The sequence below is a fragment of the Actinocorallia libanotica genome, from assembly GCF_039525175.1.
Classification (GTDB): domain Bacteria; phylum Actinomycetota; class Actinomycetes; order Streptosporangiales; family Streptosporangiaceae; genus Actinocorallia; species Actinocorallia libanotica.
This window is the reverse complement of sequence record NZ_BAAAHH010000006.1, coordinates 49,980-68,779: the sequence shown is the minus strand read 5'-3', so window position 1 is coordinate 68,779 and position 18,800 is coordinate 49,980. Positions and strand designations below refer to the sequence as shown.

The window sequence follows — 18,800 nt, the reverse complement described above, 5'->3', positions numbered from 1 at the left end:
GTCGGCTCTGCCGGGGAGCGGTGGTTCCCCGCGTCGATCGAATGCCCTTGCCGTCGATTATGGACGCACTATTCCAATGAAAAGGGCGTCTGTAATTTCGAGGAAACTCTCCCGAGACACCGGCCTGCGGGTCGGGGCCGGGGTTTCGGTGAACCCTGGGGAACGGTGTGGAAGAGAGTCAGATCTTGTGTTGAATGATGGGTGATCGCGCTGTTAGTTTTCGGCCGGTGGGAGACATGGACGCACGGGTATCGGCAATTCGTGACTTCGCCTCGGTCCTGCGGGATGTGCGCAGCTCAAGCGGCAATCCGCCGTTCCGCGAGATGTCCGGGCGGTCCGGGGCCATCTCCCACACGACCCTGTACGAGGCCGCGAAGGGGAACCGGCTTCCGAGCTGGGAGACCACCGTCGAGTTCGTCAAGGCGTGCGGCGGCGATCCCGCCGACTACCGTGAACGGTGGGAGCAGGCGAACCGGGCGGTCAGGGGGGCGAGCGCCGAAGGCGACGCCGGACCCGCCTCGCAGAGCGGTGAGAACGACTCCTCCGCGCGGCCGCCGTCCGACGCCTCCGCCGAGGAGGCCCGGCCGGGGCCGGGCAAGGCGCCGGAGCGGGGACGGGCCTGGCTGTCCGCCCCCGTGAAGGCCGCGCTCGCGACGACGGCCGTCGGTGTCGGGATCGCGGGTGTCATCGCCGTCTCCGGCGATCGCGGCTCCGGGGCCGGCCAGCAGGGCGTGAATCCGCTGCGCAGCACGGCGGAGCCGGTTCCGGGCCCGGCCGACTGCCCGGTCCTCACGCCCAACCCGCCGACGGCGCCCCCGGCGCACCCCGGCGACCTGGCGGTGTTCGTGGCGGACGTCACGCTGATCGACTGCGCCCGCGTCGCCCCCGGCGTGACCGTGACGAAGGTCTGGCGGCTCCAGAACGCGGGGACGGTGCCGTGGAACGGGTACAGCCTGCGCCGCCTCGACTCGCCGCAGCAGGTCGGCCGGTGCCAGACCATCACCGATGTGCCGATCGACGACACGCCGCCCGGCGAGATGGTCGACATCCGGGTCGACGTCACCACGCAGAAGACCCCGGGCCTGTGCTACGTGCTCTTCAAGATGGTCGACGCCGGGGGAAGGATCGCGTTCCCCGCCACCCGGCCCGCCAACTTCCAGATCATCGTCGACCCTCGGGCCCCCGCCGCGCGGGACGCGGCGGGGGCCTCCTAGCGGGGCGCGGTCAGGCGATGCTGTAGCCCTGGCTGCGCCAGAACGAGTACGGGTTCGGGTTGTTCAGGACCGGGTCGCCGACGCTCACGGACGCGGCGGTCTGGCGTCCGTAGCGCATCTCGACGTGGGTGTGCGCGCCACCGCTGGAACTGACCCCGCGCCATCCCTCGTCGGCGATGGTCTGGCCCTTGCTGATCGACTGGCCGACCGACAGCGACCGCGGCGCGGTGTGCAGGTAGATGACCGTCTTGTCCAGCGACGCGTTGTAGACGGCGATGGTGGACAACCCGCCGCTGCCGTTCGCGCCGTAGGTGATGCGCGTGACGGTGCCGCTGATCAGGGCGTGGACGTCCGAGCCGACGCTGCGGGCGAAGTCGATGCCCTCGTGCCGGCCGGGGGTGCTGGTGTAGCCGTCGAACGGGCAGCTGATCCCGCCGCCGCTCGCCTTGTAGAGCCCGTAGGACAGGCTGGTGGTGGCCGTGCCGCCGAACTGGTGCGAGGCGTTGTTGTTCTTCAGGGTGGCGTTCAGGTTGCCCTTGGCCCCGGGGGCGAAGGACTGGGAGGCGCCGGCGTAGTTGCTGTTGTAGTAGACCACGACGGTCTGGTCGCTGCGGTTCCAGACCGAGGCGGCTTCGTTCTTGATGCACAGGCCCTGGCCGGCGCCGGCGCCCTTGAACTCGTAGCAGTCGGGCTGCGTGGTGCCGTAGTTGCCGAGGGAGCTGGTGAAGTCCGAGACCGAGCCCGCGTTGTCGCTGTTGTAGTAGTAGCAGAACTCGCCGTCCTCGCAGACGCCGTTGCGGGCGGCCGCCGAGGCGGGCGTGGCGGTGGCGACGAGCGCGCCGCCGATCGCCAGCATCGCGGTGGTCATGGACAGGAACTTGCCGAGAGCCTTCATGGGTTCCTCCGGATCGTCAGGGGGTGAGGCGATGTGCGGTGGTAGGGAGCGGGCGGGGTCGGGGGTCAGAGGCGCTGGTACTCCTCCCAGGTCCGGATCTCCACCTTCGGGCCGTCGTCCGGGCCGCGGTTCGCGAGTCCGTTCAGGCCGAGGTAGTAGTCGCCGGCCTGGTGCTGGGCCTGGCCGGACAGGTCGGTGTCGCTGATGGCGACGGCGTGGATGTGCCACGGCCAGTCGCCCTGCGCGGGGCTGCGCAGCCATGCGGCGAAACCGACACGGCGCAGCGCCGTGACGGCCGCGGTCCGGACGGCGGTCGTCATCCCCCCCACGGAGATGTCGACGGCGCCGCCTCCGTCATGGGTGCCCGCCGAGGTGGGGTCGCCGCCGGGGTTGTAGGAGCCCTGTTCGAGCACGAGGTCGCGGCCGAGCAGCCGCTCCGCCTCGACCAGCATGTTCTTGGTGCGGGTGTTGACGACGAAGCCGTCGAGGGACACCCGGGCGCCCGGCTGGATGATCGCGGTGACCGTGAAGCGGTTGTTCCCCAGCTGGGTGAGCGAGCTCCTGCCGGGGAAGCCGTTGGCGTCCAGGCCGGTGTAGCCGAGCGACTGCTGGTACCGCGCGTAGGCGGCGATCGTCGAGGTGCCGAAGTAGCCGTCGACCCATTGCGCGTCGAGGAGGCCGCGGTCGCGAAGCGCCTGCTCGACGAGGAGCACGCTGGACTTGGCACCCGGCGTCAGCGTGTTGTCGGCCCGCCGCGGGTCGATCTGGGCCGCCTTGACGGTGGCTTCCATGTTGACGGCGGGCAGGGCCGCCGCGGACGCCGAGGGCGCTCCGAGGAGCGGTCCGAGCAGGGCGGCCACCGCGAGGGCGGCGTAGGTGGGCAGCTTCATGGTTCTCCTGATCGCGGCGCTTCGAGGGGCGGGGGACGGTGCCCGAGGATCGGATCAACTGTCGGAAAAAGCCGCCGATATTCACAAGGCGTCGCTGTTGTCAGCCTGTTCGACAACCGAAGGCACTCCTGTAAAGAACCCGTGACCTGTGCCGATGACGCACTGCGCGGCGGCGGTCTGCACGCACCTGCACTCACCGGAGGCGGGCGAACATTTTCGATCTTGAAAGCCGTTGAGCCGGAATGGCAGGATCCCGTTATGGAGTTCCGCGTACTGGGCCCTCTCGAGATCGCGCACGAGGGGCGCTCGGTCGCCCCCACCGCCGCGAAGGACCGGGCTTTTCTCGGCGAACTGCTCGCCCATCCGGGCCGGCCGGTCTCCACCGGGCACCTGGCGGACCGGCTCTGGCCGGAACGTCCGCCGTCCGACCCGGTCAACGCGGTGCAGGTGCGGGCCTCCCGGTTGCGGACGCTGCTCCGGTCACTCTCCGACGCGGACACCGCCAGAGAGGTACTGCGCACCCGCGCGGGCGGATACGAACTCGACCTGGACCACGCGACCAGCGATCTCGTGAGCTTCGAGGCGGCCGCGTCCGGCGACCCGACGCGGGAGGAACTGTACGGCGGGCTGGCGTTGTGGCGGGGGGCTCCGTTCGACGGCATACCCCGGTCTCCGTGCATGGAGACGCAGGCGGCGCGGGTCGAGGAGCTGCGGCTGTCGGTGCTCGAGGCCTACGCCGACCGCTGCCTCGAAGAGCACGACGCGCCTGCCGCGCTGGTCGCCGACCTCGCCGAGCAGGCCGCCCGCAACCCGCTGCGCGAGCCGCTGCACCAGCGGCTGATCAGTGTCCTGCACCGGTCCGGCAGGTCAGCGGAGGCACTGACCTGCTACGAGCGGCTCCGCGTCACTCTCGCCGACGAGCTGGGGACCGATCCGCAGCCCGAACTCCGCCGCCTGCACCAGGAGATCCTGGCGGAGCCCGCGCGGGAGGAGGTCCGGCTTCCGGCGGGCGGAACGCCGACCGCGCCCGCCGCTCCCGAGGCGCCCGCGGCTCCCGAGGCTCCGAGGCGGCGCTTCGGCCGGCTCGACGCCGCGGCCCTGGCCTGCCTGGCGGTGTTCCTTCTCGGCCTCGGCTGGATCTCCGCCCGCGGACCGGAGGAACCCGCCCACGCGGCCCGGCCCGTTCCCGGGGACGAGGCGCGGTTCGACGCGGACGTCACCATTCCCGACGGCACCTCGGTCCGGGTCGGCGAGCGGTTCGTGAAGACGTGGCGCCTCACCAACACGGGCACGGTTCCGTGGCGCGGCCGCTTCCTCGCCCGGCAGCCCTCCACCGCGGGAACCGGCCGGTGCCCGTCCGCAGCCGGCGTTCGCGTCCCCGATACCGAGCCCGGCCGGACGGTCGAGGTGAGCGTGGAGGTGACGGCGTCCGGCACTCCGGGCCGCTGCACGGTCGGCTGGAAGATGGTCGACGCGAACGGCGAGCCCTACCTGCCGCACCAGACCGGCGTCTCCTTCGACGTGCACGTCGTCCCCTGAATCCGGTCTGTTGTCAGGCTGTTGTCAGGCCCCTTGTTCAGCGGGAATGCAGCCTCCATCGCCACGCTTTGCGTCATCTGCCCCGTCGACCGGAAAGATGACGATGACCTCCCTCCTCGTGAAGACCGCCATGGCCGGAGCCTTCGCCCTGCCGATGATCGTCGGCCTGGGCGCGCCGGCGTATGCCGAGACGAACCCCTACTGCAGCAGCGGCGTCACCCAGATCGGCACGACGGCCTACATCAACTCCGGCGGCCAGACGTTCGCGTCGGTGAAGCAGTTCAAGGGCTGCAACAAGAACTGGGCCTACCTGTACGTCTGGCAGGGGTGGCGCGACACCCACAGCTCATGGAACGCCTGCGCCTCGGTCACCACGCGCTCGGGCACCACCACCACCATCGAGGACGTGCGCTGCAACAGCGGCCGGTTCAGCGAGCTCTGGTCGTCCGGCGCCAGCACCCTGTCGGTGTGCACCCGGGCGCTGGGCTGGATCGGCTACGGCCCGTGGCCCGTCAACGGCGACCCCAAGGCGTCGACCAGCGAGCGCTGCTGACCGGAGGAGGACATCATGCGCAACGTACTCGGCCTGCTCTCGGCCTCCCTGCTGCTCTCGGTGGTTCTCCAGCCGTCCGCGGCCTCGGCGCACACCCGGACCGAGGCCGTCACGTACGGCTGCGGCTCCGGATACTCCATCGTCACCGACGGCGTCCGCAACGTCGTGACGTCCGGCGGCACCAAGTGGGGCGAGGTGCTCCTGACCTACAACGCCGGCAACGGCTACAACTGCGTGGTCACCAACAAGACGGCCGGTTCGCACGGCACGCCTTCGGAGATCTGCGCCTTCATCGAGGTCCAGGGCGCCGGAGGCACCCACTCCTGCGACCCGGACGCCTCCCACTGGGAGTCCGTGAAGGTCAAGGCCGCGGGCAAGTGCGTCGCCTACCTCGGCGTGATCCTCGCCCCCAACTCGACCCAGCAGGCCACCGGCGGAAGAAGCGAGTTCAAGAACTGCGGCTGACACGACCCGAAAGGCACCCGGCCGTCGAACCCCAACGGCCGGGCACCACCTGGGTCATAGCCGCTGTAGTCGGCGGAGTCGCCGCCGTTCCGGCGCTCGGTCAGTTCTTGAAGACATGCCCGAGGTATTGGTAGTCGTGGCCGTCCATGGAGCCGCGGCTGGAGCGGCGGTCAAGGATCTTCTTCCTGCCGGTGTGGACGCGGGCGCGGAACTTACGGTTGTTGAACGCGACGAGTTCGACGGTCAGCTGCCAGCCCGCAGGCACCCGGACGCGTGCGGTGTGCTCGGCGGTGGTGTGTCTGGTCGTGTGGCTCCTGCACTCGGTGATATCAGTGCGTTTGCACACAGTGATGCCCCAGTACAGCCGCATCTTCTTGCCGCTGATCGAAGCCGCGGCGACCTTGTAGGTCTTCGTTCCGGCCGCCGCGGCCGGCGTGGGCGCCGTGAGGGGCAGGGCCAGGCAGAGGAGGACGGCCGCCAGTCGGGTGAGGGCTTTTCTCTTCACATCGCCTCCGGTCGGTCTTCGAGGGGTCAGGGGCGGTTCTTGGGCTCCCAGAGGAGGAGGGTGTCGATCCAGACGTTCGGCAGGACGGTCATCTGGGCGGGTGGGATGCGGGTTTCGCCGTAGGCCCGAAGAATGCTGAGCGTATGGTCGAGGCAGTTGTTGCCGAGCACCCAGTAGCCGGCGCGGATGTTGAACTGGGCCTGCGCCTTCGCGACGGGGAACGTGCCGACGCTTCCGTTGATGCAGCGGTATCCGTCGTAGTTGCGATCGTGCCTCTTGAAGCCTTTACGGACCTCGGCCTCGCTGGTCGTGGTCCGGTACCAGGAACCGTTGTCGTGGCCGGGCGGGATGAAGCCGGAGCCGCCCACGCTGTCGGTCGAGCCGTACAGCCAGTCGCCTGAGCCCGGATCCCGAACCGCCCAGCCCACGTGGCCGAGTCTGCTCGCCCCCACGGACGCGACGAAGACGCAGGCCCGCGCGCCGGTGCCGACGGTTTCGGGGGCGGGAGGCGGGGCTGCGGGCGGCGGCGGGGTTTCCACGGGTGCGGAGTCCGGTGCGTTGCGGCTGCCGCATTCGGGGACCTGGCCGGTGACGTCGGCGCCCGTGTCGAGCCAGACGTCCGCGATGTAGCCGATCTCGGCCCCTGTGTCGAGGTCGGCGACCTTGTCCCAGAGCTTGTTGGTGCCGCCCCACCCGGTGTGGCTGCCGGCCCCCGCCGTCCAGCAGAGCGTGCGGAACCGCTTGTTCAGCGGCGCCGTACCGATGATCTCGCCCTCGGGCGCGCGGCGGATGTTGACCGACGGGTCGCCGGCGGCCCGGCCGATGACCCCGTCGGCGGCGCGCGCCGATGCGGGAGGGGAGAGCGCGAACGCCGTCCCTGCGAGCATTCCGGCCGCAGCGGCGGCCGCCACAGTCTTGCGCTTCGTCATACCGGTGATCGTGGCAACCGGTCCCCCCGTTCGGACATACCCGGTTTCGGGGAGTGACGCGCAGCGGTGCCGCCCTGCACGATCGAGGTCCGTTGCCGTCCACGCCGCCGGGGGTTCCTGATGCGCCGCCCAGTTCTGACGTTCGCCACCGCGTTCCTGGTCTCCGCCTGCCTCGCCGGAGCCGTTCCCGCCGAGGCGGGCGGGAATGGGAAGGCCAGGCCTTTTCGCGCCGAGAACCGCTTCAAGGCGGTTTCCGTCTCAGGCAAGTACGTCCGCGGTGGCAAGTCGGTGGTCGTCACGGCGGGCAAGCTGATCGACAAGAAGAAGGACGGTTACGCCGCCGGTGTCTTCTTCAAGTTCACCCGGAAGGGCCGCAAGGCCGACGTCCAGGCCGGCTTCATCCGTCCGAAGTCCAGGCCGGGCCTCGCTGACGGCCCCGCGTCCCTCAACCTGGCCGGCATCACTTCACGGAACACAGGCCACATGTACGTCCGCGAGTGCCGTATGGCCGTCAAGGCGACGAAGCCCTCCTGCGGCCCGTGGACCAGGATCTATTAGGACTCGCGCTCGTACCAGAGCGCGATGTCGGTCTTGGTGCGCAGGCCGAGCCGGTCGCGGATGTCTTTCAGCATGCTGTTGACCGTCTCGGGCGAGATGTTCATCCGCCGGGCGCAGAGCTTGTCGGCCAGTCCCTGGGCGCGCAGGCCGAGCAGCTCCCACTGGCGCTCGGTGAGACCGCCGGGGATCTCCGGGCGCTCCCGGTGGAGGACCCCCGCGAGCTCGTCGCTCAGGTGGAACTCGCCGGACACCACCGCCCGGACGGCTTCGACGAACCGGTCCGGGTCGTAGTCCTTGAGCACGTAGCCGCGCGCGCCGGCCTTGATCGCCGACAGCACGTCCCGGTCGCGCGGCGACCCCGAGGCCACGAGGACCTCGGTCACGGCGGACAGCCGTGCGACCGCGTCGATGTGGACCCGCTTGCCGTAGTACAGGTCGAGCAGGACCAGGTCGGCGACGTGGTCGAACTGCTCCGGATGGGCGAGGACCGCCTTGACCGTGATGTCGTCGCAGCCGTCGAACACGTCCCGCAGCCATCCCTGGACGATCTTCTCGTCCTCGATGATCACGATGTCGGTCATCTGCTGCTCACGGTGAGCGTCACGACCGCGCCTTCACGGTTCTCGATACGGACGCCGCCGCCCAGCGCCTCGATCCGGCCCCGCACGGATTCGGTCAACCCGAAGCCGTCCTTCCCCGGGGTGTAGCCGATCCCGTCATCCGACACTCGCACGGTGAGCACTCCGTCCTCGTCGTGCACGCGGACCGTCGCGGTCGTCGCGTCCGCGTGTTTGATCACATTCTGAAGCAGTTCGCCGACCGCACCGGCCACCGCCGTGGCCGTCCGCTCCGGGAGCGGGCCGAGCTGACCCACGTCCACCACGATCCGCACCCCCTGGTTCCGGTTGGCGGCGGCCGCCGCCCTGAGCCCGGTCCGGAGGTCGATCGGGCCGCCGGACTCCACGAACTCGCGCATCCGCGCGACCGCGACCGCCGCACGCGCCCGCACGGCGGGATCCGCGATGTGCTCCTCGTCGACCAGCCGCTCCATCGTGCGCAGCGGGTGGTCGTAGACGATGCGCGCGAACGCCAGGCGCTGGTCGGCCTCGGCGGCGGCCCGCGCGGAGGCGAGCTCCCGTTCCCGCGAGGCGTCGGCCCGAAGGGCCCAGTCCTTGACCAGCGCGATGATCGCCCAGACGCCCAGCGCGTTCACCAGCCACGCGACGCCGTCGTACGCGGGGAAGCCGAGGCCGAGCCAGAGCATGACGCCGGCGTGTGTCGCACTCCAGGTGAGGACGCAGACGAGCAGCACCCAGAGCCTTCTGGTCATCAGCCCGAGTCCGACGGTCACCAGGTGGGCGTACTCGAACGTCCAGTCCTCCCAGATGTGCAGGTCGGGTCGGCCGCTCTGGTGGGCGTTGGCGATCGTCACCAGGCAGAGCGCAGCCGCATCGAGCGCGGCCGCCCAATCCGGTGGCGGCTTGCGCGTGCGCCAGGTGAGGCCGAGCAGGAGCGCGGTCTCCGCCATGGCCGCCCACGCGATCGGGTGCAGCCGCTGCGAGTCGACTTCGGTCAGCCAGAAGCCCAGTTCGCCGCGCTTGTCCGCGAGAAAAAGGACGATCGCTCCGAGCCGGAACCACAGCAGGACCGTCCACAGCCATCGGTCGACCCGCGCCGTCAGCGTCACCGGCACACCTCGAAGAGGAGCGTGACCGAGGTGCCCTCACCCGGTTCGGACAGCACGTGGAAACGTGCGGGCAGTGTGACGGGCTTCTGGTCGGTGTCGAAACCGCGTCCCTTGTCCGTGATGCTGACCGAGACGGTCCCGCCTTCATCGGTGGCGGAAAGGGTGGCGGCGTCCGTGCCGGAGTGCCGGGCGACATTGTCGAGCGCGGCCCTCACCGCGGCTTCCGCGCCGGCCGGTGCGGGTGTCTCCCGGTCCAGCCCGCTCAGTTCGAGCCTCACCCGGAGCCCATCGCGTCCGGCGTCGGACGCGCAGTCGATGAGCACCGCCTGCAGACTGCCGGCCGTACCTGTCGTTCCGTGCCGCACATAGGCGCGCAGCCGGGTGGCGTCCGCGAGCAGCCGGCGCCGCATCTCGGGGTCGGCGACGTCGGTGCCGCGTGCGAGCAGTTCCATCGTCTGCAGGGGATGGTCGTGCAGCAGCCGGACGAACTCCAACCGCTGGTCGGCTCGGGCGGCCGCGGCGAGGTTCGCCTCCTCCCGCTCCCTCGATACCGCGGCCTGAGCGGCGAAGGACAGCAGCGAGCGCATCGCGAACCACACGCCGAGCGAGTTCACGCCCCACAGCAGGTAGTCGGCGATCATGAACGGCTCGCCGGAGCCGACCGCCGCGGCGAACCAGTTGACGTCCCAGAGCAGGAGTGCCACGAGCAGCTGCCAGAGCCGCGGGAGGACCATCCCCAGCGTGGGGATCATCACGAAGCTCGACAGGTAGACCCACGAGCCGAACCGGTGGTCCGCGAAATCGCCCTCGGCGGCCACGTGCGCCATCAGCGCGATGACGGCCAGGTCGGCGATGGCGAGCGCCGGACCGGGGACCCGGCGGGTCCTCAGCGTCCAGGCGACGATCAGTCCCGTCTGCACCATGCCGAGGATCGCGCCGAGCGTGATCCGCCATGACCACGGAGCGTCCAGATATCCCGCGTGGACGATGGCGAGCACCCAGCCAGCGACCCGGAAACCGGCGTACATCCATGCGAGCCGTTCCTGCGCCTGGGCGACAAGTGGCATAGATCATGAATACACCACCGACCATCCCCCTAAAAGGGGGATTTACCAACAAACGCCATTCGCTACGATAAGCGGCCTTCCCCCGAGGAGGATTCAACGGCGCGCATGCCCGCGTGGTGGAGCACCGTGAACCGCCACACCATGGCGATGGCCACGACGCTGAAGACGAGATCCAGCCCGTGGACCATCGCCACCGCCCGGAACGCCTCGGCGAACCGGTCAGCGGAGAACCCGGTCTCCGCGAAGACGGCATCGTCCGCCGGCGCACCCGCAAGAGACATCGAGGCCATCACCGACGAGAGCGTCAGGGCCGTCCCCAGCGCACCCCAGCAGAACACGAGGACCGAGTGAGGCCCCGGCCCGCCGGGACGGCTCTGCCGCCAGAGCTCCTGAACGATGAGGATCAACGCGACGTACAGCGCCAGGTCGACGGTCAAGCCGAGGAGCGGCGGCAACAGAGCCTGACCCTGGACCAGCATCAGGCCGAGGGGGACCAGGAAGGCCGCGATCAGCATCTCTCGTGACCACCGAAGCCGTCCGGGGAACCGGTTCTCGATGTTCTGCCGGGCACGAAGCAGCGTTCCCATCCACAGCAGGTTCCCCGCCACGCTCAGCAGGTTGAACATGACGACGACCGGCTGGAGGCCGAGGAGTCCGTCGGTGCTCGGCTCGTCGTCCGCCGCCGAGGAGAACCCCGAGATGAGGACCAGATCGAGCAGCATGGTCGCTCCGATCGCGGCCGTCAGCCAGCCGGCGATCGGGTTCAGCGAGCGCGCCGCCGGCGGCGCGTACGGATGCAGAGGATTCATGGCCTCAGCTTGAACATCCCCCTATATAGGCGAAATCCCCAATTCCGGGGATTTCGAAAAAGATAAAGGCTGACCAGGCTGGTCACGACCATCTCCGAATCAGGAAGGATCGTCGATGCGTTGGACATTCGCGGTCAGCGGATCGGTCGCCGTGGCCCTCACCACGTTCGGCGCGGTCTCCGCCTCCGCCGATCCGGAGCCGGCCCGCAAAGCGCCGGAGCGCACCGTCTCCGGACGGGTCGCCGCCAGCCCCGACGTCTTCGTCAGGGACGCTCCGGACGGCGCCAAGATCGGCTCGGCCCGCCTCAACACCCGTTTCACCGTGCTCTGCTACGCCCGAGGGGCGTACACGATCTCCGGCTGGGGCGGCGCCAACCCCTACTGGAACAAGGTCGCGGACTCCTCCGGCCGCGTCGCCGGGTACATCGCCGACGTCTGGCTGGACACCGCGGGCGACATCACCGGCCAGGTCCCCGAGTGCTCCCGGCGCGCGTCCGCGCCTGTCGACCCCGAGGCCGATCCCGAGGCCGCCCCCGGCCATGCCTGCGTCTTCCTCGACGGTGACACCAAACGCGGCAAGGTCGCATGGGCCTACCGCATGCCCGGAGGAGACTACTTCTACGGCTCGACTGAAGGCGGGACGGCCCCGCCCGGCGGGAACCGTTTCTGGAGCGGCACCGCCGACGACTTCCGTGAGCTCGGCGGCGAACTGGAGGGCAGGGGCTTCGACGAGTACAAGTGCGCCGACACCCCTGGATCCGCCTTCACCAAAGCCCACCACATCGCACAGGACGTCAGTCACCGCCCCTACGACCACTCGACCAACAACTCCGCCCACCAGGCGAACCGCATACTCAGCGCCTACACCGCTTCGGGCAGTTCCAGCCCCGCCACCATCCCGAAGCATTGGTTCCAGGGCCTGGACGCCCCGTTCTGGCACTGAGCCTTCCACTCGAGCGGACCCGTCCGGGGCCGATGAAGGCGAGGATCTCATCATCTTCACCGAGGGCCGGGCTCGCTGGACGCGCCGTGTCAGTAGGCTGACCGGATGCCTGAAGCCGATCATGTCCGGTTGGGACGGATCGCCGAAAAGATCGCGGTGGCGCGGGCCGACCCGAGGGCGTCCAGGGCTTTCGGCGCGGATGCGCACGGGTTCGAGCTCGAAGCGCCGTTGCCGGAAGCCGTGGTGGCCGGGTTCGAGGAGCGGCATGAGGTGACGCTTCCCTCGGGGTATCGGTCGTTCGTCACCGAGTTGGGTGGTGCGGGCGCCGGGCCGGGTGTCGGATTGCGCCGCCTGGACGCCTCGTGCTGTGCGCGTCGCCGGTCGGGGCATCTGGCCCGGCGCAGCCCGTACCTGCCCGGACCTCGCTACCTCGACGACTGGGAGCAGCGGTACGAGGATCCGCCGGATCCGCATGGGAGCTTCCTGCCGGGCACGCTGGAGGTCGCCGGGCACGGGTGCGCTCTCGTCACTCGGCTGGTCGTGACGGGGCCGGCACGGGGACGGTTGCTCAACCTCGACGCCGACGGACCGGTCGGCCCGTATGTGGTCGAGGACGCCGACTTCCTGGCCTGGTACGAGCGGTGGTTGGACGAAGCCCTCGCCGGTTGCGACGTGGGCTGGTTCGGCGAACGGCTTCCGCTGGAGGAACCCGAACTGCTCGCCGTCCTCGACGAGGATCCGTCCCCGCAGCGGCGGGCCCGGGCCGGTGAGTCGTTGCTGCGGCTGCCGACCGTCAGCGACGGCGCTTGGACCGCTCTGATCAGAGCCACGACCATCGACGCGGATCCCACCGTGCGCGCCGAGCTGTGGGATCTGCTGAGGTGGCGGAGGCACAGGTCCCCCCGCCACCTCGACGACGCCGAGACGATCGCGGACGGTATCGCGCGGTACGCCAGGTCGTGCATCCCGTTGGGCCTCAGAGCACTCGTCGTCCTGCGCAGACTCACTTTCACCGACGTGCTGTCGGAATTGGCGTGCGGCGATCTCGAACGGCGCCGGCAGGCGGCCTACCGGCTCGCCCGGGAGACCCCACGAGAAGACCTCCGGCAGGACCTGCTCGACGATGTAGCCGCCGGGCTCTTGGACGACGCGGACGCGCTTCTTCGTTTCCACGGCGTTGACGTGGTCAGCAGGTTCGGCCTTACCCGCCTTCATGCCCGGCTGCGCGAGCTGCGGGAGACCGAAGCCGACCCTTGGGTCCAGTACAACCTCGACTGGTATCTCTCCGAGCGGCGACCCCGTGCCCTGGACGAACACCTGACCTCGACGACACCGGAGTGGGCCGAGGAGCCCCCGTTCTGACGCACAGGGAGTGCTCGTCCTCAGGCTCACATGGGGGCGGCGGATGGGGTGATCCCCGGAAGCAGGGCAGGAGAGGACCTGGACGCCGGTGGGGGCCTTGGGGGTCAGGTGGGCGTTATCCGGCTTTTGATTTGGGTGGCGGGGGTGCCGGCCCAGATGCTCGGTCCGGGAACGCGGGCGATGAACGAGAGGGGTTTCACCACTGACCAGTAGAGCGGGGCCGGGAGGGCGGCTCGTCGGCGGAGCGGCTTCTGCCATTCGACGCCGTCGGCCATCCAGGCGAGGAAGCGGATGGATTGGGTCGCCGTGGAGCCGTCGATCCAGGCGCGCTGTTCGAATTCCTTCCACTCCCGGTGGTCGAGCACCCGCGACGCGATCGCCATGCCCTCGCCTTCCTCATGCGCCAGATGCTTCATGAGCGGTTCGGTGAGGGCGTTCAGCGCGGTGAGCACCTCGCCTGGGCCGGTGCGGCCGGCGACGAGGCCGCGGGACTGGGATTCGAGCCGCGACAGGGGCTCGTCGATCGCGTCGTGCTCGGCTTTCATCGCGTCGAGCACGGCCGAGCCGCCCGGCTCGCGTTCGAGGAGCAGCGGCCACAGGTAGTGGTCCTCCCCCTCGTGGTGCCAGCGGAGGTTGCCCATCAGCCAGAGGAGGTGGCGTCCGAGGCGGCGGCTCCGGCGGAGTGAGAGCGTGCCGGGGTTCTCCAGCAGAAGCGCGGCGCGTTCGAGATCGCGGCGCAGCGCCGCATGGAAAAGCGACATCATCAGGGTGTCGGCGGGCCTCGCCGGGGCGTCAGGCATAGCTTTCCCGCACCCCGAGCAGACCGGCCGCCACGGCCGCGGCGCCCGCCGTCCGTCCGGCGGCGGAGGGCCATCGGGTACGGTCCTGAGCGGCTTCGATGCCGCCGAAGACCGGTTGCAGCAAGGTGGCCAGGTACAGCGCCCACCAGCCGGCCGACCGCCGGCGGGCCAGCGGCAGGACGGCCGCCGCGTACACGGCCGCGTCCAGACCGAACGCCACCCGGTTCACGGCGTCGAGCTTCGGCCATCTCGCCACGGCCGCACCGGTCATGGCGACGGCCCCGACGGCCGAAAGCCACGGCAGACCGGCCACCACCTTCTCTTCGAGCTTCGACATCTTCCCCTCCTTCGTGCCGGACCCCAGTCTGGACGGCCCGCATCGATTAATCCAACCGATCGAATTGATCGCTAGAATCGAAAAACATGATGGATACCCTCAAACTCGAGGCGTTCGTCGCGGTGGCCGAGGAGGAGTCCTTCGGTGCCGCCGCCGCCCGGCTCCGCGTGGCGCAGTCGACCGTCAGCTCGAGGATCAAGGAGCTCGAGTCCTTCCTGGGGCAGCGGCTGTTCACCCGGACGAGCCGTCAGGTCCGGCTCTCGCCCGCCGGCGAGGCGGCGCTGCCGAAGGCCCGTGCGGCGCTGGTCGCGCTGGACGGCGTGCGCCAGGCCGTGGACGACGTCACGGGGATCCGCCGCGGGAGGGTGCGGCTGGGGCTGGTGGCCGGCGCCGACATCCTCGAACTGGGCGAGGTCCTCGCCGCGTTCGCCGCCGAGTTCCCCGGCGTGGAGCTCGTCATCACCTCCGCCTCGTCCGCCGACCTGGAGCAGGAGGTGTCCGACGGAGCCCTGGACATCGCCATCGTGGTGCGCACGGGTCGGACGCCGCTGCGGTGGAAGGAGCTGATGCGCGACCCGCTCACGGTGGTCGGCCTGTCGCCCGCGGCCGCCTCCGTCCCGGTCACCGACCTGCGCGCCCGGCCGCTGGTGGTCCTCGACGCCGGCGCGGGTTCGCGCGACGCCCTGGAGTCCGCCGCGCGGCGGGCCGGCGTCCGCCTCGAGATCGCCGTCCAGGTCTCGACGCCCGCCATGGCGTGGGATCTGCACTCCCGCGGCATGGGCCTGCTGGTCGTCCCGCGCAGCCTCACCCCGGACGGCGGTTCCGTGGTCGTCGACTCCGAAGGCGCCGAGACGAGTGTGCGGGTCGGCCTGATCAGCCACCCCGACGTGCGCACTCCCGTCACCGAACTCCTCCTGGAGCGGCTTGCGGCGCGCATGAGCCCGGTGGCGCCGGACGCGTGATCGCCGGCTCGTCTCCGGGCTCACATGGGGTGGTGGCGGCGGACCGGGTGGTCCCAGGAGGCCGGGCAGGAGAAGATCTGAAGGGCGGAACGCCGCCGCTCCTCTGGAATATCCGGCTCCGGGATTTTGCCCGGTTCGGGATGATCGTTACTCTCCGCCGCATGGAGAACGAACTTCCCCGTGGACGCTGGCTCGAGGCCGACGCGTTCGAGCGGCTGGTGCGGCAGACGGTCCCACTGGACATGGGCGGGTGGCGTATGGGCGAGGTCGAGCACGCCGTCTCCGCACTCGGGTGGGAGCTCGGAGAGCTTGAAGAGGACATATCCCTGCGTTGGTTCGCTCCGCGCAAGGGGCCTTGGGGCGGGTACGGCAGCGTGCACGCCGATGCCTCCGATCCGGGTCAGGCGCTCAAGCTGAACGTGCGCGTCGTCGACCTGCCCCCCGAGGAGGTCCAGGAGCGCGCGGGTCAGCTTCGTGCCGCTTGGTGGATCATGGAAGAGGTGCTCGGGCCGCCGACGATGTGGGGTGGCGGTGACGCCTGGATGCTGTGGCGGCGTCCCGGCACCAGCTTTCTCGTCGAGACGCACGACGGGGGCGAGCTGAGCTTCGAGCTGCTGTGCACCGACCGGGACTCCGACGCCGCCGGGCGGGCCGGGACCCGGGGCCTCTGGCGTGCCGCCGAACCGGCCGACCTGCCTTCCGCCGTGCCGGCCCGGCCCGCCGCCGACTGGGACGAGGTGCGCGAGCAGCTGGCCCGCGCGCTGAACCGCCTCAACTACGACGCGCCGTTCTTTCCCGGCGGGTTCATCGTGCACCTGAGGTCGGCCCGCGACCCGCTGCGGTTCGTCCAGTTCTGGAACCACGGTCTGGACCTGGTGGTCGAGGCGACCGGCTACTGGCACCGGCCGGAACTCGCCGACGCCGACCGGCTGACGCGGCAAGGCTGGAGATCGTCGCACTCGATGTGGCAATGCCGCCTTCCCAACGCCATGGACAGCAGCCGCGAGCACGCCCGGACGGCCGCCCGCATGCTCGTCGACGAGCTGCGGAACCTGGACGTCGACCTGTCGGACCTCGTCTACAGCGCCACGATGGTCGGCCGCGGACGCCGCTTCCATCTCGATCTGCCCGGCCTGGGGCTGCACCGCGCCGTCCCCGACTCCTGAGCCGTCGGCTCCGCGCCTCGCCGCGTCCTCCTCGCAGAAAGAGATGGCCAGGTCCGATCTTCTCGGCCGGAGAGGTCCTGGCAGGAGTGCGTTCTCAGGCGGGTACAGTCGCCCATGTTGCGGCGTTCCGTGCCGGACCAGGACGTTCGCGGCTTTTCTTCCCTGTTGCGCCCGGTGAGGAGATGCCATGACCAGTACGCGGGAACGGACCGGAGCCGGGGATGCCGAGATCCTCAAGGTGCGGACGGCGCGGATACGGCGCCGTCTGGAGCGGCTGATAGGCATCGCGGCGACCGAGGGCAACGCGCTGGTCCCCCTGAGGAACGGGGACGAGATCTTCGCCGGGATGCTGGGGGCGATCCGCGCCGCCGAGCACACGGTGGACATGATGACGTTCGTGTACTGGAAGGGCGACATCGCCCGGGAGTTCGCCCAGGCGCTGGCGGAGCGGGCGCGGGCCGGGGTGCGGGTGCGGCTGCTGCTGGACGGGTTCGGCAGCCGGCTGATCGAGGCCGAGCAGCTCGAGGCGATGGAGCGGGCGGGCGTGAGCGTGGCCTGGTTCCGCAGGCCGATCCGGCTCTCGCCGTTGAAGCAGAACCACCGCTGCCACCGCAAGGTCCTGGTCGTGGACGAGGAGGTGGCGTTCACCGGCGGGGTGGGGATCGCCGAGGAGTGGTGCGGCGACGCCCGCAACCCGAACGAATGGCGCGACACCCACGTCGAGGTGCGCGGGCCGGCGGTGGACGGGATCGCGGCGGCGTTCGCCCAGAACTGGGCCGAGTGCCACGACGACCTGTTCGACGAGCGCGACCGGTTCATCGAGCACCCCCAGCAGGGTGATGCGATCGTGCAGGTGGTGCGCGGCTCGGCCAGCATCGGCTGGCAGGACATGCAGACCCTGATCCGGGTGATGATCGAGTCGGCCGAGGAGCGGTTCCGCCTGGCCACCGCCTACTTCTCGCCGGACGCCTACTTCATCGAGCTGCTGTGCGCCGCCGCGCGGCGCGGGGTCGAGGTGGAGATCGTGCTGCCCGGCCCGCACACCGACAAGCGGGTGTGCCAGCTGGCCGGCCAGCACTTCTACGAGGACCTGCTGGCGTGCGGGGTGAAGATCCACCAGTACCAGCCGACGATGATGCACGCCAAGGTCATCACCGTCGACCGCATCGCCGCGCTGATCGGTTCGACCAACTTCAACCGCCGCTCCCTCGATCACGACGAGGAGGTGATGCTCGCGGTCCTGGACCCGGTGTTCACGGCGAAGCTGGACGAGCACTTCGAGGCGGACGTCGAGGCGAGCGACCTGATCCGGCCGGGCCGCTGGAAGCGGCGCTCCGCCCTGCAGCGGGCACGGGAACTGGCGGTGCAGCCCATCCGCCGCTTCCTCTGACGGGCCTTTGCCGGCCGGCTTCCTCCGTCCCGCCGCGGCCCGGTGCCGCCCCCTCCGGCCCGCGGCAGGCCGAGGTGGACAATGTCCGCATGATGGAGACAAGGCGGCGGATCGCTCGGCATGTGGCGGGGTTCGAGAAGGTCGAGATCGGGGACAGGCCCGGGATGCGTCGGGCCGCCGTCGTCCTCTGCGTCGCCGAGCGGGACGGGGAGGCCTGCGTTCTGCTGATCCGCCGGTCTCCGCGGGGGCGCAACGCCGGGCAGTGGGCCCTGCCCGGGGGGCGCGGGGAGCCCGGGGAGAGCGTGGAGCAGACCGCGCTCCGCGAGTTCCACGAGGAGCTCGGCGTCGCTCTCAGCCCGGACGACGTGCTGGGGCGTCTCGACGACTTTCCCGCGTCCTCCGGGTTCGTCATCACACCGGTCGTGGTGGTTCCGGAGGTCCTGGGACCGCTCGCACCGTGTCCGGATGAGGTCGCCTCGGTGCACTACCTGCCTCTGGCACGGCTGACCGGCGACGGTGTCGTCCACTTCCACGACACGGCTCAGGGGCCGCTCCTCCAGATGCGCCTCGGGCCCGGCACCACCATCCACGCGCCCACGGGCGCCATCCTCCTCCAGTTCCGCGAGGTCGCCCTCCTCGGCAACCCCCTGCGCGTCGCCGATCTCCGCCAGCCCGACTGGACCGCCATCTGACATCGCCAACCGTGACAGTCCGGACATAGCTGCCTTC

The 18,800-nt window shown here is 70.2% G+C and carries 21 protein-coding genes; 11 read left to right on the top strand and 10 right to left on the bottom strand.

The window, feature by feature from the left end; translation table 11 throughout:
• The first annotated feature begins 236 nt into the window (after positions 1-236).
• Positions 237-1,214 (top strand): NBR1-Ig-like domain-containing protein, encoded by a 978-nt coding sequence (locus tag ABD140_RS10365; RefSeq protein ID WP_344239295.1) that lies wholly within the window; start codon positions 237-239, stop codon positions 1,212-1,214.
• Between the two features lie 10 nt (positions 1,215-1,224).
• On the opposite strand, the gene ABD140_RS10360 is transcribed toward ABD140_RS10365, so the two are convergent.
• Both ABD140_RS10360 and ABD140_RS10355 read right to left on the bottom strand, forming a co-directional pair.
• Positions 1,225-2,109, bottom strand: coding sequence for a peptidoglycan DD-metalloendopeptidase family protein (locus tag ABD140_RS10360; RefSeq protein WP_344239293.1), 885 nt, complete (start codon positions 2,107-2,109; stop codon positions 1,225-1,227).
• A 65-nt stretch (positions 2,110-2,174) separates the two neighbouring features.
• Positions 2,175-2,999: a peptidoglycan-binding domain-containing protein gene (locus ABD140_RS10355; protein WP_344239291.1), complete on the bottom strand. Its 825-nt coding sequence runs from the start codon at positions 2,997-2,999 to the stop codon at positions 2,175-2,177.
• Positions 3,000-3,257: 258 nt separating this feature from the next.
• On the opposite strand from ABD140_RS10355, the gene ABD140_RS10350 reads away from it, so the two are divergent.
• The 3 genes from ABD140_RS10350 (at position 3,258) to ABD140_RS10340 (ending at position 5,556) form a co-directional block, all read left to right on the top strand.
• A complete protein-coding gene (locus ABD140_RS10350) occupies positions 3,258-4,538 on the top strand; it encodes a BTAD domain-containing putative transcriptional regulator (protein ID WP_344239289.1) in 1,281 nt (426 codons plus the stop codon).
• 103 nt (positions 4,539-4,641) lie between these two features.
• Complete coding sequence (locus ABD140_RS10345) at positions 4,642-5,091, top strand: hypothetical protein (protein WP_344239287.1); 450 nt, start codon at positions 4,642-4,644, stop codon at positions 5,089-5,091.
• Between the two features lie 15 nt (positions 5,092-5,106).
• Positions 5,107-5,556 carry a hypothetical protein gene (locus tag ABD140_RS10340; RefSeq protein WP_344239285.1) on the top strand — a complete coding sequence of 150 codons (450 nt, stop codon included), beginning with the start codon at positions 5,107-5,109 and terminating at the stop codon, positions 5,554-5,556.
• Positions 5,557-5,656: 100 nt separating this feature from the next.
• On the opposite strand, the gene ABD140_RS10335 is transcribed toward ABD140_RS10340, so the two are convergent.
• Together ABD140_RS10335 and ABD140_RS10330 are read right to left on the bottom strand one after the other, a co-directional pair.
• Positions 5,657-6,061: a hypothetical protein gene (locus tag ABD140_RS10335; protein WP_344239283.1), complete on the bottom strand. Its 405-nt coding sequence runs from the start codon at positions 6,059-6,061 to the stop codon at positions 5,657-5,659.
• Positions 6,062-6,087: 26 nt separating this feature from the next.
• Positions 6,088-6,990 (bottom strand): hypothetical protein, encoded by a 903-nt coding sequence (locus ABD140_RS10330; RefSeq protein WP_344239281.1) that lies wholly within the window; start codon positions 6,988-6,990, stop codon positions 6,088-6,090.
• Positions 6,991-7,110: 120 nt separating this feature from the next.
• Here ABD140_RS10330 and ABD140_RS10325 point away from each other — a divergent pair, with 120 nt between their 5' ends.
• Positions 7,111-7,548, top strand: coding sequence for a hypothetical protein (locus ABD140_RS10325; protein ID WP_344239279.1), 438 nt, complete (start codon positions 7,111-7,113; stop codon positions 7,546-7,548).
• Here ABD140_RS10325 and ABD140_RS10320 read toward each other — a convergent pair.
• The 4 genes from ABD140_RS10320 to ABD140_RS10305 form a co-directional block, all read right to left on the bottom strand.
• On the bottom strand, positions 7,545-8,129 hold the full coding sequence (locus ABD140_RS10320; RefSeq protein ID WP_344239277.1) for a LuxR C-terminal-related transcriptional regulator: 585 nt from the start codon (positions 8,127-8,129) through the stop codon (positions 7,545-7,547). The genes ABD140_RS10325 and ABD140_RS10320 overlap by 4 nt on opposite strands.
• The gene (locus ABD140_RS10315; RefSeq protein ID WP_344239275.1) at positions 8,126-9,235 is read right to left on the bottom strand and encodes a sensor histidine kinase; all 1,110 of its coding nucleotides are present in this window, start codon (positions 9,233-9,235) and stop codon (positions 8,126-8,128) included. The genes ABD140_RS10320 and ABD140_RS10315 overlap by 4 nt, the downstream gene beginning before the upstream one ends.
• Entirely contained in the window at positions 9,232-10,302 is a 1,071-nt protein-coding gene (locus ABD140_RS10310; RefSeq protein WP_344239273.1) for a sensor histidine kinase, read from the bottom strand. Before ABD140_RS10310 ends, ABD140_RS10315 begins: the two co-directional genes overlap by 4 nt.
• Before the next feature lie 62 nt (positions 10,303-10,364).
• Complete coding sequence (locus ABD140_RS10305; RefSeq protein ID WP_344239271.1) at positions 10,365-11,111, bottom strand: hypothetical protein; 747 nt, start codon at positions 11,109-11,111, stop codon at positions 10,365-10,367.
• A gap of 115 nt (positions 11,112-11,226) precedes the next feature.
• Here ABD140_RS10305 and ABD140_RS10300 point away from each other — a divergent pair, with 115 nt between their 5' ends.
• Both ABD140_RS10300 and ABD140_RS10295 read left to right on the top strand, forming a co-directional pair.
• A complete protein-coding gene (locus ABD140_RS10300; RefSeq protein ID WP_344239270.1) occupies positions 11,227-12,054 on the top strand; it encodes a hypothetical protein in 828 nt (275 codons plus the stop codon).
• 105 nt (positions 12,055-12,159) lie between these two features.
• Positions 12,160-13,416, top strand: a complete 1,257-nt coding sequence (locus ABD140_RS10295; protein ID WP_344239268.1) for a hypothetical protein — start codon at positions 12,160-12,162, stop codon at positions 13,414-13,416.
• Positions 13,417-13,520: 104 nt separating this feature from the next.
• Here the strand turns inward: ABD140_RS10295 and ABD140_RS10290 are convergent, their stop codons facing one another.
• A complete protein-coding gene (locus ABD140_RS10290; protein ID WP_344239266.1) occupies positions 13,521-14,216 on the bottom strand; it encodes a hemerythrin domain-containing protein in 696 nt (231 codons plus the stop codon).
• Positions 14,209-14,553 (bottom strand): hypothetical protein, encoded by a 345-nt coding sequence (locus tag ABD140_RS10285; protein WP_344239264.1) that lies wholly within the window; start codon positions 14,551-14,553, stop codon positions 14,209-14,211. Before ABD140_RS10285 ends, ABD140_RS10290 begins: the two co-directional genes overlap by 8 nt.
• Before the next feature lie 86 nt (positions 14,554-14,639).
• Between ABD140_RS10285 and ABD140_RS10280 the strand changes: the two genes are divergently transcribed.
• The 4 genes from ABD140_RS10280 (at position 14,640) to ABD140_RS10265 (ending at position 18,763) form a co-directional block, all read left to right on the top strand.
• Positions 14,640-15,515, top strand: a complete 876-nt coding sequence (locus tag ABD140_RS10280) for a LysR family transcriptional regulator (protein ID WP_344239262.1) — start codon at positions 14,640-14,642, stop codon at positions 15,513-15,515.
• 161 nt (positions 15,516-15,676) lie between these two features.
• Positions 15,677-16,681 carry a TY-Chap domain-containing protein gene (locus ABD140_RS10275; RefSeq protein WP_344239261.1) on the top strand — a complete coding sequence of 335 codons (1,005 nt, stop codon included), beginning with the start codon at positions 15,677-15,679 and terminating at the stop codon, positions 16,679-16,681.
• 187 nt (positions 16,682-16,868) lie between these two features.
• Positions 16,869-18,071 carry a phospholipase D-like domain-containing protein gene (locus ABD140_RS10270; protein WP_344239260.1) on the top strand — a complete coding sequence of 401 codons (1,203 nt, stop codon included), beginning with the start codon at positions 16,869-16,871 and terminating at the stop codon, positions 18,069-18,071.
• Positions 18,072-18,160: 89 nt separating this feature from the next.
• Positions 18,161-18,763 (top strand): NUDIX hydrolase, encoded by a 603-nt coding sequence (locus ABD140_RS10265; protein ID WP_344239258.1) that lies wholly within the window; start codon positions 18,161-18,163, stop codon positions 18,761-18,763.
• Positions 18,764-18,800 lie beyond the last annotated feature (37 nt).